This is a genomic window from Pseudomonas sp. LBUM1664 (assembly GCF_059695895.1).
On sequence record NZ_CP166791.1, the window covers coordinates 4,178,631 to 4,193,625 of the forward strand.

17 protein-coding genes, 1 tRNA gene and 1 pseudogene are annotated in these 14,995 nt (G+C 58.2%); 4 read left to right on the forward strand and 15 right to left on the reverse strand.

Features of this window, described 5'->3' with window-relative positions; translation table 11 throughout:
* Window positions 1-1,407, forward strand: a pseudogene (locus ACA047_RS19230) (DEAD/DEAH box helicase); the annotation flags it as partial.
* Between the two features lie 292 nt (window positions 1,408-1,699).
* Here ACA047_RS19230 and ACA047_RS19235 read toward each other — a convergent pair.
* The 9 genes from ACA047_RS19235 to thrS form a co-directional block, all read right to left on the reverse strand.
* Window positions 1,700-1,776: transfer RNA gene (locus tag ACA047_RS19235), tRNA-Pro, on the reverse strand.
* A 90-nt stretch (window positions 1,777-1,866) separates the two neighbouring features.
* On the reverse strand, window positions 1,867-2,223 hold the full coding sequence (locus tag ACA047_RS19240) for a MerR family transcriptional regulator (RefSeq protein WP_003179985.1): 357 nt from the start codon (window positions 2,221-2,223) through the stop codon (window positions 1,867-1,869).
* A complete protein-coding gene (gene ihfA, locus ACA047_RS19245) occupies window positions 2,204-2,506 on the reverse strand; it encodes an integration host factor subunit alpha (protein WP_002553164.1) in 303 nt (100 codons plus the stop codon). Before ihfA ends, ACA047_RS19240 begins: the two co-directional genes overlap by 20 nt.
* 3 nt (window positions 2,507-2,509) lie before the next feature.
* Entirely contained in the window at window positions 2,510-4,888 is a 2,379-nt protein-coding gene (pheT, locus tag ACA047_RS19250) for a phenylalanine--tRNA ligase subunit beta (RefSeq protein WP_497351972.1), read from the reverse strand.
* A 36-nt stretch (window positions 4,889-4,924) separates the two neighbouring features.
* Window positions 4,925-5,941: a phenylalanine--tRNA ligase subunit alpha gene (gene pheS, locus ACA047_RS19255; RefSeq protein ID WP_497351974.1), complete on the reverse strand. Its 1,017-nt coding sequence runs from the start codon at window positions 5,939-5,941 to the stop codon at window positions 4,925-4,927.
* Window positions 5,942-6,050: 109 nt separating this feature from the next.
* Complete coding sequence (gene rplT / locus ACA047_RS19260; protein ID WP_002553161.1) at window positions 6,051-6,407, reverse strand: 50S ribosomal protein L20; 357 nt, start codon at window positions 6,405-6,407, stop codon at window positions 6,051-6,053.
* 28 nt (window positions 6,408-6,435) lie between these two features.
* Window positions 6,436-6,630 carry a 50S ribosomal protein L35 gene (rpmI, locus tag ACA047_RS19265; protein WP_002553160.1) on the reverse strand — a complete coding sequence of 65 codons (195 nt, stop codon included), beginning with the start codon at window positions 6,628-6,630 and terminating at the stop codon, window positions 6,436-6,438.
* A gap of 60 nt (window positions 6,631-6,690) precedes the next feature.
* On the reverse strand, window positions 6,691-7,242 hold the full coding sequence (gene infC / locus ACA047_RS19270; protein WP_172604547.1) for a translation initiation factor IF-3: 552 nt from the start codon (window positions 7,240-7,242) through the stop codon (window positions 6,691-6,693).
* Window positions 7,242-9,164 (reverse strand): threonine--tRNA ligase, encoded by a 1,923-nt coding sequence (gene thrS, locus ACA047_RS19275; protein ID WP_497351977.1) that lies wholly within the window; start codon window positions 9,162-9,164, stop codon window positions 7,242-7,244. Before thrS ends, infC begins: the two co-directional genes overlap by 1 nt.
* Before the next feature lie 373 nt (window positions 9,165-9,537).
* On the opposite strand from thrS, the gene ACA047_RS19280 reads away from it, so the two are divergent.
* Both ACA047_RS19280 and ACA047_RS19285 read left to right on the forward strand, forming a co-directional pair.
* Window positions 9,538-9,840, forward strand: coding sequence for a hypothetical protein (locus ACA047_RS19280; protein WP_497351979.1), 303 nt, complete (start codon window positions 9,538-9,540; stop codon window positions 9,838-9,840).
* 291 nt (window positions 9,841-10,131) lie between these two features.
* Window positions 10,132-10,344, forward strand: coding sequence for a cold-shock protein (locus ACA047_RS19285; protein ID WP_003179963.1), 213 nt, complete (start codon window positions 10,132-10,134; stop codon window positions 10,342-10,344).
* A gap of 68 nt (window positions 10,345-10,412) precedes the next feature.
* Here ACA047_RS19285 and ACA047_RS19290 read toward each other — a convergent pair whose 3' ends face one another.
* Window positions 10,413-10,727 (reverse strand): I78 family peptidase inhibitor, encoded by a 315-nt coding sequence (locus ACA047_RS19290; RefSeq protein ID WP_497351981.1) that lies wholly within the window; start codon window positions 10,725-10,727, stop codon window positions 10,413-10,415.
* Window positions 10,728-10,891: 164 nt separating this feature from the next.
* Complete coding sequence (locus ACA047_RS19295; protein WP_497351983.1) at window positions 10,892-11,197, reverse strand: hypothetical protein; 306 nt, start codon at window positions 11,195-11,197, stop codon at window positions 10,892-10,894.
* Between the two features lie 130 nt (window positions 11,198-11,327).
* Here ACA047_RS19295 and ACA047_RS19300 point away from each other — a divergent pair, with 130 nt between their 5' ends.
* Complete coding sequence (locus tag ACA047_RS19300) at window positions 11,328-11,525, forward strand: hypothetical protein (protein WP_497351985.1); 198 nt, start codon at window positions 11,328-11,330, stop codon at window positions 11,523-11,525.
* Window positions 11,526-11,573: 48 nt separating this feature from the next.
* On the opposite strand, the gene ACA047_RS19305 is transcribed toward ACA047_RS19300, so the two are convergent.
* The 4 genes from ACA047_RS19305 to ACA047_RS19320 are packed head-to-tail and all read right to left on the reverse strand — an operon-like array spanning window position 11,574 to window position 14,992.
* A complete protein-coding gene (locus ACA047_RS19305) occupies window positions 11,574-12,602 on the reverse strand; it encodes a nucleoside hydrolase (protein WP_497351987.1) in 1,029 nt (342 codons plus the stop codon).
* A 30-nt stretch (window positions 12,603-12,632) separates the two neighbouring features.
* A complete protein-coding gene (gene rbsD, locus ACA047_RS19310; RefSeq protein WP_497351989.1) occupies window positions 12,633-13,037 on the reverse strand; it encodes a D-ribose pyranase in 405 nt (134 codons plus the stop codon).
* The gene (gene rbsK / locus ACA047_RS19315) at window positions 13,034-13,948 is read right to left on the reverse strand and encodes a ribokinase (protein ID WP_497351991.1); all 915 of its coding nucleotides are present in this window, start codon (window positions 13,946-13,948) and stop codon (window positions 13,034-13,036) included. The genes rbsD and rbsK overlap by 4 nt, the downstream gene beginning before the upstream one ends.
* A gap of 24 nt (window positions 13,949-13,972) precedes the next feature.
* Window positions 13,973-14,992: a LacI family DNA-binding transcriptional regulator gene (locus ACA047_RS19320; protein WP_497351993.1), complete on the reverse strand. Its 1,020-nt coding sequence runs from the start codon at window positions 14,990-14,992 to the stop codon at window positions 13,973-13,975.
* Between the last annotated feature and the right edge of the window lie 3 nt (window positions 14,993-14,995).

Genomic DNA, 14,995 nt, shown 5'->3' on the forward strand with positions numbered 1-14,995 from the left:
CTGAGAAAAAAGCCGAGGTTTCTCGCCAACCTATTCAGCCTCTGGGAGGCTCATCGAACGTGGACGGCCCGGCAACGCTTGCTCGATAGCGCTCATAGTATCCAACGCCAAGTGCAGCGCGTCGTCGGCCGGCTCACTGAACTCAATCAACAATTGGCTACGGACGAACAGGAGATCAACGAAGCCGTGCTCCACGCCTCTCTGCAGATCGACAAGGCTCGCAGCATTGCCCAGGCTGGCCAGGCCAAACACCTGCAAGTCTGGCTCGAACAAGGCAGAGGCAGCGAGATCGAGCTACTCGAACCCTGGATAGTCGAAGGCTGGCGCCAAGCCAGGGCGAGGGTATTCATCGAAGCGCTCAAGCTGCACCGCGTCTTCTTCCAGATCGAAGCCTCGCGCCTGCGCGCTAACTTGGACTTCATCTCCAGCACCCTCACCGGTAGTCGTTACCGCGGCGTATCCCAGGCCGTAGTGCGTTCGGCATGGGCCTCGCTGTTCATGGTAGTGCCGGTGCTCAGCAGTACCTTCGCCTCGCTCGCCCGCTCCTTCGGTAGCCTTGGCTGCGGGGAGATTGGCTGGCTGCTGGTAGACGAAGCCGGTCAGGCTACACCGCAGGCTGCGGTGGGCGCCCTATGGCGCGCACGCCGGGCAGTGCTAGTCGGTGATCCGCTACAATTGGAGCCGATCGCCACCGTATCCGATGCCGTACTCGAACACATGCGTACCCGCTATCAAGTCGACGCTCACTGGCTGCCCAATCGCCGGTCCGCGCAGACCTTAGCTGATCAAGCCACCCCTTGGGGTCGCATGGCTGGTCCTTAAGACAGGAAATGCTGGGTCGGCCTGCCGCTGGTAGTGCACCGTCGCTGTGACAAACCGATGTTCGACCTGGCTAATCGCATCGCCTACGACGGAGCCATGGTCTATGGCACCATCGCGCCCTCACCCGCCAAAGAAACTCCGGCCCGCCTACTCACCGGCTGGGTGGACGCCAGTGGCCGCTCTTCTGGCAATTGGGTCGACAATGAAGGCAAGGCGCTCGAACGTCTGTTGGCCTTGCTTGATGGCGACGGTGTGCCGCTAGATAGCATCGCAGTTATCACGCCCTTACAGGACGTGCGCAACCAGCTCAAGGATCGATTACATACCAAGATCGTGCGCGGCACGATTCACACCATGCAAGGTAAGGAGGCTGCAGTGATCATCCTTGTCCTGGGTGAGAGCAGCGAAAACGGCGGCGTTCGCGAATGGGCAGTTTCCAAGCCCAACCTGCTCAACGTCGCTGCCACCCGGGCCAAGCGTCGCTTGTACGTGATTGGCGATCGCAATGACTGGAAGCAGCGGAAACTCTTCTGTGACGTTATTGATCTGCTACCGGCTCATTCCCAGATGACCGCCGACAGCTAGGCATGACAAAACGGCCGCATTAAGTCCTACTTTTAGGCTTTATACGAAATTAGGGGAGAACCAACAGCAGCCTGTCTCGCGCTGAGATGTTGTAGAGCCTATGGCATCCGATGAAAGGAATTCTATGACGGCGAAATGTTTTGGACTGCCTGATACGGCTTGGGATGTGGAACGAACTCTGGCCTTCGTACCAGTTGAAGATTCCACCCAGAGCCAGTCGTTTTGTAGGGGTAAAAACGCTTTAAAATAAAAAGGGGTCGCGAGGTAAAATCTCGCAACCCCTTGAATTATATGGTCGGGACGGAGTGATTCGAACACTCGACCCCTAGCACCCCATGCTAGTGCGCTACCGGACTGCGCTACGCCCCGACTAGGCGTGAATCTTGTTCCGCTTCTCAACGGAACGCTCAGGAATATATCGCAAGCTTTTGAAAACTGGAAGTATTTAAAAGCAGAAATTTATTTCTTGAGCACCACCAGCACATCTTCAAGCTCGGCGATCATCTGGCGGATCATTTGTTTGTACTGGGTTGTGTCGTCTTTGGCCTCATCACCGGAGAGGCGCAAGCGCGCTCCACCGATGGTGAACCCCTGGTCGTACAGCAGCGCGCGGATCTGCCGGATCATCAGCACGTCTTGGCGCTGATAATAACGGCGGTTTCCGCGGCGCTTGACCGGGTTGAGTTGAGGAAACTCCTGCTCCCAATAGCGCAGCACGTGCGGTTTTACGGCACACAGCTCGCTGACTTCACCAATGGTGAAGTAGCGTTTGCCCGGGATGACGGGTAGTTCGTCGTTATGACTTGGTTCCAGCATAAGCCTCAACTCGGGCCTTCAACTTCTGCCCTGGACGAAAGGTGACCACACGGCGAGCCGTGATCGGGATTTCTTCCCCCGTTTTCGGATTGCGGCCAGGCCGCTGGCGTTTGTCCCGAAGGTCGAAATTGCCGAAACCGGACAATTTGACCTGCTCGTTGTCTTCCAGAGCGTGCCTGATTTCTTCAAAAAACAGTTCGACCAATTCTTTGGCCTCCCGTTTATTCAGGCCCAGCTCCTCATACAGACGTTCCGCCATCTCAGCTTTCGTCAGAGCCCCCATACGTCACTTCCTTAGCGTGGCGTTCAACCTGTTTTCGAGCGAGGTGAGGATATTTTGCGTTGCGGTATTCACCTCATCGTCATTAAGAGTGCGCGATGGATGCTGCCAGGTCAAGCCAACTGCAAGGCTTTTTCTATGCGGATCAATGCCTTTACCCTGATACACGTCAAATAGCCTGAGGTCCGTCAGCCATTCGCCTGCATTTTCACGAATTACGTCCAATACAGCGCTGGCAGCAACGTCGCGATCGGCCAGCAACGCAAGATCACGACGCACTTCAGGGAAGCGCGATAACTCCTGGAATTTCGGCATTTTCCCCTGCGCCACTTCGCCCAGAACCAGCTCGAAGACGAACACCGGACGATCAAGACCCAGGGTTTTCGACAGTTCAGGGTGAATCGCACCAATATAGCCGACTTCACGCCCGTCTCGCTCGATGCGCGCGGTCTGCCCCGGGTGCAGCGCCGGATGCTTGCCTGGCACGAAGGTGAACGCGTCGAGCGCACCGGCAAAGCCCAGCACCGCTTCCACATCAGCCTTGACGTCGAAGAAGTCCACTACGTCGCGACCTTGCGCCCAACCTTCCGGCAGACGGCTACCGCAGACGACACCGGCCAACATCGGCTCTTGCTTCAAGCCTTCCAGCTGACCGACGAAGCGCAGGCCGCTTTCAAACAGACGGACGCGATCCTGCTGGCGGTTCAAGTTGTGCTGAAGCGCCTTGACCAAGCCTGGCCACAGGGACGAGCGCATGGCCGCCATGTCGTTGGAAATCGGGTTGGCCAGCAACAGCGGCTCAACACCCGGGTTGAACAGTTCAAACTGTCTCGGATCGATGAAGCTGTAGGTGATCGCTTCCTGATACCCACGGGCCACCAACAGTCGACGCAGCTCCGGCAGATCGCTACGCGCTTCAGCCTTGGCCTGTGGGGCCAGGCGAGCCTGCGGATAGCGAACCGGCAGACGGTTGTAGCCATACAGACGGGCCAGTTCTTCGATCAGATCGACTTCCAGGCTGATATCGAAGCGGTGGCTTGGCACTTCGACACGCCACTGCCCTGCCCCATCGGCGCTGATGTTCAGGCCCAGGGCGCTGAGCAGACGCTCGACTTCGGCCGAGTCCATCTCCATGCCAAGCATCTGGTTGATGCGCTGGGCACGTAGCGTGACCGGTGCAATCTTAGGCAGGTGCTGTTCGCTGACGGTTTCGATGATCGGGCCGGCTTCGCCGCCGGTGATTTCCAGCAGCAGGCCAGTGGCGCGCTCCATGGCTTCACGGGCCAGTTGCCAGTCCACGCCACGCTCGTAACGGTGCGAGGCATCGGTGTGCAGGCCATAGGAGCGGGCCTTGCCAGCCACGGCAATCTGATCAAAGAAGGCGCTTTCAAGGAACACATCACGGGTCGCCTTCGAGACGCCGCTGTGCTCGCCCCCCATCACACCGGCAATGGCCAGCGCACGGGAATGGTCGGCAATCACCAGCGTATCGCTGCGCAGGGTCACTTCCTGGCCGTCGAGCAGTACCAGCTTCTCGCCTTCCTCGGCCATGCGCACGCGGATGCCACCGTTGATTTCGGCAAGGTCAAACGCGTGCAACGGCTGACCCAGCTCCAGCATCACGTAGTTGGTGATGTCGACGGCAGCGTCGATGCTGCGTACGTCGGCGCGACGCAAGCGCTCGACCATCCACAGCGGGGTCGGCTTGGACAGATCGACGTTACGGATCACCCGGCCCAGATAACGCGGGCAAGCCGACGGCGCCAGGACTTCAACCGAACGCACTTCATCATGCAACGCCGGCACGGTCGCGACCGCAGGACGTGCCACCGGGGCGGCATACAACGCACCGACTTCACGGGCCAGGCCGGCCAGGGACAGGCAATCGCCACGGTTCGGGGTCAGGTCGACCTCGATGCTTGCATCGTCCAGGCTCAGGTACTCACGAATGTCCTGGCCAACCGGCGCATCGGCCGGCAGTTCCATCAGGCCATCGTTGCCTTCGCCGATCTGCAGTTCGACCTGGGAGCACAACATGCCGTTGGACTCGACGCCGCGCAGCTTGGCTTTCTTGATCTTGAAGTCGCCCGGCAGTTCGGCGCCGATCATGGCGAACGGGATCTTCAGGCCCGGGCGCACGTTTGGCGCGCCGCAGACTACCTGAAAGGTTTCCGCGCCATTGCTGACCTGGCAAACCCGCAGCTTGTCAGCGTCTGGATGCTGTTCGGTGCTCAGCACCTCGCCCACGACCACACCGCTGAATTCACCGGCGGCCGGCGTAACGCTATCGACCTCAAGACCGGCCATCGACAGGCGAGCAACCAGCTCGTCCCGGCTTACCTGCGGGCTTACCCAGCCGCGCAGCCATTGTTCACTGAATTTCATCCTGCTCTCCTATTAGATTCGTTACGGGCCCGCGACCTAGCGAAATTGCGCAAGGAACCGCAAGTCGTTGTCGAAGAACAGGCGCAAGTCATTGACGCCGTAACGCAGCATGGCCAGACGCTCGACGCCCATGCCGAAAGCAAAGCCCGAGAACTCTTCCGGATCGATCCCGGACATACGCAGCACGTTAGGGTGAACCATGCCGCAGCCCATGACTTCCAGCCAGCCAGTCTGCTTGCAGACGCGGCAGCCTTTACCGCTGCACATCACGCATTCCATGTCGACTTCAGCGGATGGCTCGGTGAACGGGAAGTAGGACGGTCGGAAACGTACAGCCAGTTCTTTTTCAAAGAACACCCGCAGGAACTCTTCGATAGTCCCTTTCAGGTCGGCGAAATTGATGTCGCGATCAACCAGCAGGCCTTCGACCTGGTGGAACATCGGCGAGTGGGTGATATCGGAGTCGCTACGGTACACACGGCCTGGGCAGACGATGCGGATCGGCGGCTGCTGCGATTCCATGGTGCGGACCTGTACCGGCGAGGTATGGGTGCGCAACAGCATGTTCGCGTTGAAATAGAAGGTGTCATGCATCGAACGGGCCGGGTGATGGCCTGGGATGTTGAGCGCTTCGAAGTTGTGGTAATCGTCTTCGACCTCAGGGCCTTCGGCAATGCCGTAGCCGATGTGAGTGAAGAACTGCTCGATGCGTTCCAGGGTCCGGGTCACCGGGTGCAGGCCTCCGGAAGTCTGGCCACGGCCAGGCAGGGTCACGTCAATGGACTCGGCGGCGAGTTTGGCAGCCAGATCCGCCTCCTCGAACAACGCCTTGCGCGCATTAAGGACCTCTGTGACACGCTCCTTGGCAACGTTGATCAGCGCACCGACCTGCGGACGCTCTTCGGCCGGCAGGTTCCCCAGGGTCTTCATCACCTGAGTCAACTCGCCCTTCTTGCCAAGGTATTGAACCCGGATTTGCTCCAGGGCATTGATATCTTCAGCGCTTTGCACAGCCTCTAGTGCTTGAGAGACCAGCGCATCCAGGTTTTCCATGTACAGACTCCAGATACAAAATAGGGGAAGAGCTTGAAGGCTCTTCCCCTATTTAAGACGTTTAACACCTGGGCCCACAGAGGTGAGCCCAGGTGACTGTCGGGGGTACTTAAGCCAAGGTGGCTTTAGCTTTCTCGACAATCGCAGCAAACGCCGCTTTTTCGTTCACTGCCAGATCAGCCAGAACCTTACGGTCGATCTCGATGGACGCTTTTTTCAGGCCAGCGATGAAACGGCTGTAGGACAGACCGTTAACACGAGCACCAGCGTTGATACGAGCGATCCACAGAGCGCGGAACTGACGTTTTTTCTGACGACGGTCACGGTAGGCGTATTGGCCTGCCTTGATTACCGCTTGCTTGGCAACACGGAATACGCGGGAACGCGCGCCGTAGTAGCCTTTAGCAAGTTTCAGAATTTTTTTGTGACGTTTACGGGCAATGACGCCACGCTTTACACGAGCCATGAGTTACTTCCTCTATTCTTGATCAAAATTAACGAAGGCGCAGCATGCGCTCGACTTTTGCCACGTCAGACGGATGCAGCAAGCTGCTACCGCGCAGTTGACGCTTACGCTTGGTCGACATTTTGGTCAGAATGTGGCTCTTGAAAGCGTGCTTGTGCTTGATACCGTTAGCAGTTTTCAGAAACCGCTTAGCAGCACCACTTTTAGTCTTCATCTTTGGCATGTTCGGATACTCCGCATTCAGTTGATAAACATAATCGCAAGGCCTGCCGTGCCCTGTTGATTACTTCTTCTTTTTCGGGGCGATGACCATGATCAGTTGGCGTCCTTCCATCTTAGGATGCTGTTCGACCGAACCGTACTCGAGCAGGTCAGCTTCAACCCGCTTGAGGAGTTCCATCCCCAGCTCCTGGTGGGCCATCTCACGGCCGCGGAATCGCAAGGATACCTTGGCCCTGTCCCCATCACTCAGGAAACGTACCAGGTTGCGCAGTTTTACCTGGTAATCCCCTTCCTCCGTCCCTGGACGAAACTTGATTTCTTTTACCTGAATCTGCTTCTGGTTTTTCTTCGCCGCCGCAACCTGCTTCTTCTTTTCGAAGATCGATTTGCCGTAGTCCATCACCCGGCAAACAGGTGGGACTGCGTCTGCGGAAATTTCTACCAGATCAAGCTTGGCTTCTTCAGCAATACGAAGCGCTTCATCAATCGAGACGATGCCAATCTGCTCGCCGTCAGCGCCAATTAACCGAACCTCGCGTGCCGAGATATTCTCGTTGATCGGGGCTTTCGGTGCAGCTCGTTTATCTTGTCTCATTTCACGCTTAATAATAATTACTCCAAATCTGGGCGACCACGCCGGGAAACCGCTTGCGCGAGGAACTCAGCGAATTCGGCGACGGGCATCGAGCCCAGGTCAGCACCTTCACGAGTACGCACAGCGACAGTCTGCATCTCGACCTCCCGATCTCCGATAACCAAGAGAAAGGGAACCTTGAGCAAAGTATGCTCGCGGATTTTAAAGCCGATCTTTTCATTTCTCAAGTCGGACTTGGCACGAAATCCGCTTTGATTGAGAGTTTTTTCGACTTCGGCGGCAAAATCTGCCTGTTTATCAGTGATATTCATGATCACTGCCTGAGTCGGCGCCAACCACGCAGGGAACGCACCCTCGTAGTGCTCGATCAGAATCCCGACAAACCGCTCGAAAGAACCGAGGATCGCGCGGTGAAGCATGACAGGGTGCTTGCGGCTGTTGTCTTCGGACACGTATTCGGCGCCCAGACGGATCGGCAGGTTAAAATCGAGCTGCAGGGTACCACACTGCCACACGCGACCAAGGCAATCTTTGAGCGAGAACTCGATCTTCGGACCGTAGAAAGCCCCTTCGCCCGGTTGCAGATCGTACGCGAGGCCCGCGCTATCGAGGGCGGCAGCCAGCGCCGCTTCGGCGCGATCCCACAGCTCGTCGGAGCCGACGCGTTTTTCCGGACGAGTGGACAGCTTCATTTCGACTTCGGTGAAACCGAAGTCCCGGTAGACGTCCATGGTCAGCTTGATGAAGGCAGCGGATTCAGCCTGCATTTGCTCTTCGGTGCAGAAAATGTGCGCATCGTCCTGGGTAAACGCACGCACGCGCATGATGCCGTGCAGCGCACCCGACGGCTCGTTACGGTGGCACGCACCGAACTCGGCCAGACGCATCGGCAGCTCGCGGTAGCTTTTCAGGCCTTGGTTGAACACCTGCACGTGGCATGGGCAGTTCATCGGCTTGATGGCGTAGTCGCGGTTTTCCGACTGAGTGGTGAACATGTTGTCGGCGTAGTTGGCCCAGTGCCCGGATTTCTCCCACAGGCTGCGGTCCACCACTTGTGGCGTCTTGATCTCGAGGTAGCCGTTTTCACGCTGGACCTGACGCATGTACTGCTCGAGTACCTGATACAGGGTCCAGCCGTTCGGATGCCAGAACACCATGCCCGGGGACTCTTCCTGGGTGTGGAACAGGCCCAGGCGCTTGCCGATCTTGCGGTGATCGCGTTTTTCGGCTTCCTCGATGCGCTGGATGTAGGCGGCCAGCTGCTTCTTGTCGGCCCAGGCTGTGCCGTAGACGCGCTGCAACTGCTCGTTTTTAGCATCGCCACGCCAGTAGGCGCCAGACAGCTTGGTCAGCTTGAAGGATTTCAGGAAGCGCGTGTTCGGCACGTGCGGGCCACGGCACATGTCGACGTATTCTTCGTGGTAGTACAGGCCCATGGCCTGCTCGTCCGGCATGTCTTCCACCAGACGCAGCTTGTAATCTTCACCACGGGCCTTGAACACTTCGATGACTTCGGCGCGCGGAGTGACTTTCTTGATGACGTCGTAATCTTTCTCGATCAGCTGCTGCATGCGCTGTTCGATGGCGGCCATGTCTTCCGGCGTGAAAGGACGCTCGAAGGCAATGTCGTAATAGAAGCCTTCATCGATGACCGGCCCGATGACCATCTTCGCGCTTGGATACAGCTGCTTGACCGCATGGCCGACCAAGTGCGCGCAGGAGTGGCGAATGATCTCCAGCCCCTCTTCATCCTTGGGCGTGATGATTTGCAGCGTGGCGTCGCTGTTGATGACGTCAACGGCGTCGACCAGCTTGCCGTTTACCTTGCCGGCCAGGGTGGCCTTGGCCAGGCCCGCGCCGATGGATGCGGCGACCTCGGCTACGGAAACCGGGTGATCGAATGAACGTTGACTGCCGTCGGGAAGAGTAATAGTTGGCATGGCGCCTCCTCTCCTAGTGGTGACCCCTACCAAAGGTCACGTGGGTTGGGATGAGCCAGTACAAGATCCAGTCCAGGCCATTCAATGACGAACGCCTGCCTTACAGCGGCAGGAGCCTTGCGGCCAACCGGGAAAACCGAACCAGAGTGACTGGGATTCAAATCAGGGTTATTCGAATATTTGCCGCTACCGGGACCTGTAGTCATCCGGCGCCTAAAAATACCCGAGCCCAGCATGCTAGCACAGATGAACGGTCATCGCCGCGTCCGGATTGAAGCAGGCGTAAATCCACAGTTTTTATGCCAGAGTGCTGAACTGAAGCGCCCGCAACGCCTCAGATAACGAGACATCGACCCGAAAGGAGCATCTCAGCATGCGTCTGAATACATTACTCGCAGTAGTCGCCCCCCTCGCCCTGCTGCTCCCGCTGGCCGCCCACGCCGACTGGCCTAAAGGCGAGCGCGAGAAATACATGGCCCAATGCACCGAGGCGGCAACCCCGCAGATCGGCGCGGCGGCTGCCAAAGCCCATTGCGCCTGTGGCGCCGACGCCATCAAATCCTATCCGGCGAGTGATATCCAGGCTTTGATGGATAACAAGGCGAGCGATGCGCTGAAGCAAAAGGCACTGACTCAAATCGCTAGCTGCAAGGCCGACGCGAAAGTGAAAAAATAGTGATCGGGCCAGGTGCTTGCACCCTTTGCGCCCCGTAAAAAGCGCCTGAAAAGGCCTTTTTTAAACAATTTTTGCAGGTTTTACAGCTTTTTTTATCGCCTTTACTTTCAGCTGAAAGCCTTTAAAACCGGGCCTTTCAGCTAATCAAGGAGGTAAAGAAAACACGAGTGAATGGCAAACAGCACGCCAGGGGGGCTCCCAAATCGAACAATTCGACTATGATACCCGGGTGTGCCCAGTTGGCCTGAGCAGCACAGTACACTGAAAATATATGTTTCTTGGAGATACACCATGTCTAATCGCCAAACCGGCACCGTTAAATGGTTCAACGATGAAAAAGGCTTCGGCTTCATCACTCCTCAAGGTGGCGGTGACGACCTGTTCGTACACTTCAAAGCTATCGAAAGCGACGGTTTCAAAAGCCTGAAAGAAGGCCAGACCGTTTCCTTCGTGGCTGAGAAAGGCCAAAAGGGTATGCAAGCTGCACAAGTTCGCCCAGAGTAATTTCTCGGCGCGCTAAAAAAACCCCGTCCATGTGACGGGGTTTTTTATGGGCGATTGAAAACCGAGGATCAGCCGCAGTTCACTCGATTGACCACCAGGTTGGCATCGGTATTGAGATTCAGGCGATCGGAGCGGTACTCAAGCGTCACCATGTCATTGGGCCTGAGGATCCGGGCATTCTGCGCGCCGGAACGGGTGCGGGCTTGTTCCAGCAATTGCGGCGAGGCCTGCTTGCCAATGACGAACTCGGCAGCCTTTGCGTCGCAGCGGCTGTGACCAGTTTCGGTCGCCACGGGGTCTGGGGTCGATTCAGAGGTGCTGCTGCAACCACTCAAGAGCGCGGCGGCCAGCAAAGTACTCAATGACGCGAGCTTCCAAGGCATGAAGCCTCCTTTTTTTGATAAATAAACAGAGAGCGTGCGACAGCCCAAACGGAGCTTGGTTTCAAGACAAGGGCTATCAACCTGCCCTCCTCCCGGAAAACCGCAGTTTGCCTGAGCCCGACATCCCTGTTCAGACATGAATCGTGACTGAATATGAACGGTGCTCAGTAAACGTCAATGTAATCAAACGGTGGATTCGGCCAGTTCTCTTTCAGCGCATTGTAGATCTGCATGACCCAGACCTCGTCACTGGCAGCGACCCGTCCGACGTATCCCGAACCTTTTGCCCACGTCTCCAGCCGGAAAAGCAAACCATCGATGTCAACGCCACCCACCACGCCCGAAGACAAATAGGCGATACCAGCCTTGGTTACTCGCAGTTGGGTGTGCTCCTCGTCACTGGCACAAGCCAATAGCTGACGCACTGCTTCGAGGGTTAGCCCGCCGGGAGCGTTCAAGTCGATCTGCACTGCGGGACTCCTTCAAAAAATCAAAAAACAAGTGTCGCACAGCCCTCCCCTGATGCCTAAGTGGCAGTGCCAAACCTGAGCCAAAAATGGTTAACTCAGCCTACAGTCCTCCCAACTCGCGAGCCCTACCATGAGCATCGTCAGCATCGAAGCCACCATCAATGCCAAATGGTCAGAGGGCCATAGCTCCTACAGCCCTAGCAACCCGGAGGAACTGGCAATCCTCGGTATAGAGCTGTTAGTGAGGGAGTTGGGGACAAAGGCCGCCCAGAACTTCATCAAGCAGGCATTCGAGCGATACCCGAGCACCACTGAAGCCGTTGATTGAAGCTCACATACCCGCAAACCAGGGCCTGCGGGTTTGCTGCAAGAGCGTTTACTTGAGCCGCGCCAGACGCTCGGTCAGCAGGTCAAAGAAACCCTGCGCATCACCGTTCTCCACCCAGAACGCATTCTTGGGTGCCTTCAAGCCGTCGTACCAGTCAACGATGGTCTGCCCGAAAGTCGGGCCCTCGCGACTGTCCACCACAACGTTGACGGAACGACCGGTGAACAACTGCGGCTTGAGCAGGTAGGCAATCACCGTAGCATCATGCACTGGCCCGCCCGTCATCCCGTAATGCTCCATGTCGCCCTTGACGTATTCGTTGAGAATATCGCCCACAAGCTTGCTGGCATTGTTGTTCAGGGCCGCGATCTGCTTCAGGCGAGCCTCGCTGGTGAGGATCTTGTGGGTCACGTCCAGCGGCAGATACGTCAGCTTCACACCGCTTTTGGCCACCACCTCGGCCGCTTGTGGATCGGCGAACAGATTGAATTCGGCCACCGGCGTGATGTTGCCGCCGTTGAAGTGCGCACCGCCCATGATCACCACTTCCTTGATGCCCTGGACAATGCCCGGTTCCTGGATCAGCGCCAGGGCCAGGTTGGTCTGCGGGCCGAGCATGGCGATAGTGATGCTGTGGGGTTTGGCCGCCTTGAGGGTGTCGATCAGGTAGTTGACGGCATTGCCCTCGGCCAGCCCTTTCTTCGGCTCGTGCACGGTGACACCCGACAGGCCTTCCTTGCCATGGATGTTTTCCGCGTAGATGGGGGTGCGCATCATCGGTTTCGGCGCACCAGCGTATACCGGCACCTCTTCACGCCCCGCCCACTCCCGGGCCAGACGCGCGTTGCGGGACGTCTTGTCCAGGCGCACATTGCCCGCGACGGTGGTCAGCGCGCGAATATGCAGCTCTTCAGGGGACGCCAGGGCAAACAACAGGGCAACCACGTCGTCGGCACCCGGATCGGTGTCGATGATCAGGTCGATCTTTTCCGCCGCCTGGGCGCTCGTAGCAGTGATCAGTGACAAAAGCAGCAGACTCCGGAACAGTTGATGCATTTTCTGAGCATAGCGGTGCATGGGCGCATTCCTTGTGCAGGGTTAACAGGGTTAGAACGTTACTCCAGCGATCAGCACAATGTTGCAGTACGCAGAGCACTCTCCCGTGCGAATAATCGCCCGAGCTTCTCGGCTAAGGGCCTTGAACTGTTCGTGGCTGACCAACGCCCGCGCCCCCAGTGCACCTTCGGCATGCAGGGTCTCCAGTGTCGTCAGGGCCAACGGTTGTTTATCGAAGATTTCCTCAGCCAGCACATGGCTTTCGACCTGCATTTCACTGAGCACCACCTTCAAGGTGCTGACAAAATCAGGAATGCCATGGGTCAGGGCCAGATCGATCAACTCGACCTGAGGCGGCACCGGCAGGCCCGCATCACCGATGACTACCTTATCGCCATGGCCGAGAGAGGCGATCAGTCGCGACAGTGCCACATTCAACAACGGTGTCTTTTTCATGATTTGAAAGCCTGTACTTCAAGCAAGGTGGGAATGGAGGGCTGCGCCCCCGCGCGGGTGACCGACAGCGCAGCGGCGACCTGACCGAAACGAATCGCCTCGACCTCGGTTTTGCCACTGGCCAGGGCTGCCGCGAACCCGCCGACAAAAGTATCGCCTGCCGCCGTGGTGTCTACAGCCTTGACCAGCGGCGCCGGGAAGTGCTCGAAGCTCGAACCGTTGGCGAACATCAGCCCCTGGGCGCCCAGCGTCACGATCACCTTGCAGGCACCGGTGGCGATCAATTGCGTCGCGGCGGCTTCGGCGGTTTCCAGGGAGTCCACCGCCAGCCCGCTCAGGACCGCCGCCTCGCTTTCATTGGGGATCAGATAGTCGACATAGGCGTACCAGTCAGCCGGCAACGCCCGGGAGGCCGGCGCCGGGTTCAGGATGACGGTCTTGCCCAACTCGCGGCCTCGCTTGAGCGCATGACCGACGGTGGCGTCCGGCACTTCAAGTTGGCAAATGATGACATCGGCGCTTTGCAGCACCTCGTCGAAGCTGTCCAGGACATCAGGGGTGAGCACGCCGTTGGCACCGGCAACGATAACGATCGCATTCTGGCTGTTGTCATCGACGACGATCAGCGCCACGCCGCTGGAGCCATCCACCACGCTGACTGCCTGGCAATCGATGCCCTCGTCCAGCAGCGCCCCGCGTAACTGTTCACCGTAGGCATCACTGCCCACGCAACCGACCATGGACACCTGCGCCCCCAGGCGTGCGGCGGCCACGGCCTGGTTGGCGCCCTTACCGCCCGCGATGGTGGAGAACGATTCACCGATCAGCGTTTCACCGCCCCGGGGCAGACGCGGCGCACGGGTCACCAGGTCCATGTTCAGGCTGCCTACTACCACTACTTTTGCTGGCATACATCATTACTCATCAATTCGGTTTCAGCGGTATTGAGCGAAAGTACCAGACAGCGGTGCAGTCGACTCTCGCAAGACAATGCTGGGCGTGACGATCCTTTGATCGGTGGCAAGCCCCGGCGTGGCGATCCGCCGCAACAGCACTTCAGCCGCCATTTCGCCGAGTTGCAGGATCGACTGCCCCACCGTCGTCAGCGCTGGGTAGACATAACGGCTCATTTGAATGTCATCGAAACCAATGACCGACAATTCGCTGGGCACACGCACGTTGCGCTCGGCGGCGGCACGCAGCACACCAATGCCGATCATGTCGTTGGCCGCAAAAATGGCGCTGGGCGGTTGATGCTCAAGCAGTTTGGCCGCTGCGCGGTAGCCGCCAGTGCTGGTGAAATCGCTTTCAAGCATGCGCTCGACAGGCAGTTCGATCCCCGCCTCTTTCAGAGCCCGGCAGTAACCGGCCAGACGCATTTGCGCCACGCTGGTGTCCGCCGGGCCACCGATAAAGGCGATATCGCGGTGGCCCAGCTCCAGCAGGTGCCGGGTCGCCAGGTACGCGCCGTACTCATGGTCAATGCGCACCAGGTCCGCGTCGACGCTGTCGAGCCCGCGGTCGACGATGACCATGGGCGTACGCACATTGGCCAGCCCCTCGGCCAGGCCAACATCGCCGCCGACGGATGCGACGATCAGACCGTCGATGCGTTTTTCCAGCAGCACCCGCAGGTAACTGCGCTGCTTGTCCGGGTTGTCGTCGGAGTTGCACAGGATCACGCAATAGCCGTTGCGCTCACAATGATCCTCGATACCCCGGGCCAATTCGGCAAAGTAGGGGTTGAGGCTGTTAGGCACCAACAAACCGATAGTCGCGGTGGTCTTGGCCTTGAGCGAGCGAGCCACGGCGCTGGGCACGTAATCGAGGTGCTCGATCGCCGCCTCGACCTTGCGCCGCACTTCTTCGCTGACGGGCCGCGTCTTGTTTACTACGTGGGACACGGTCGTGTAGGAAATCCCCGCGAGCGCCGCTACATCCTTGATCGTCGCCATGGT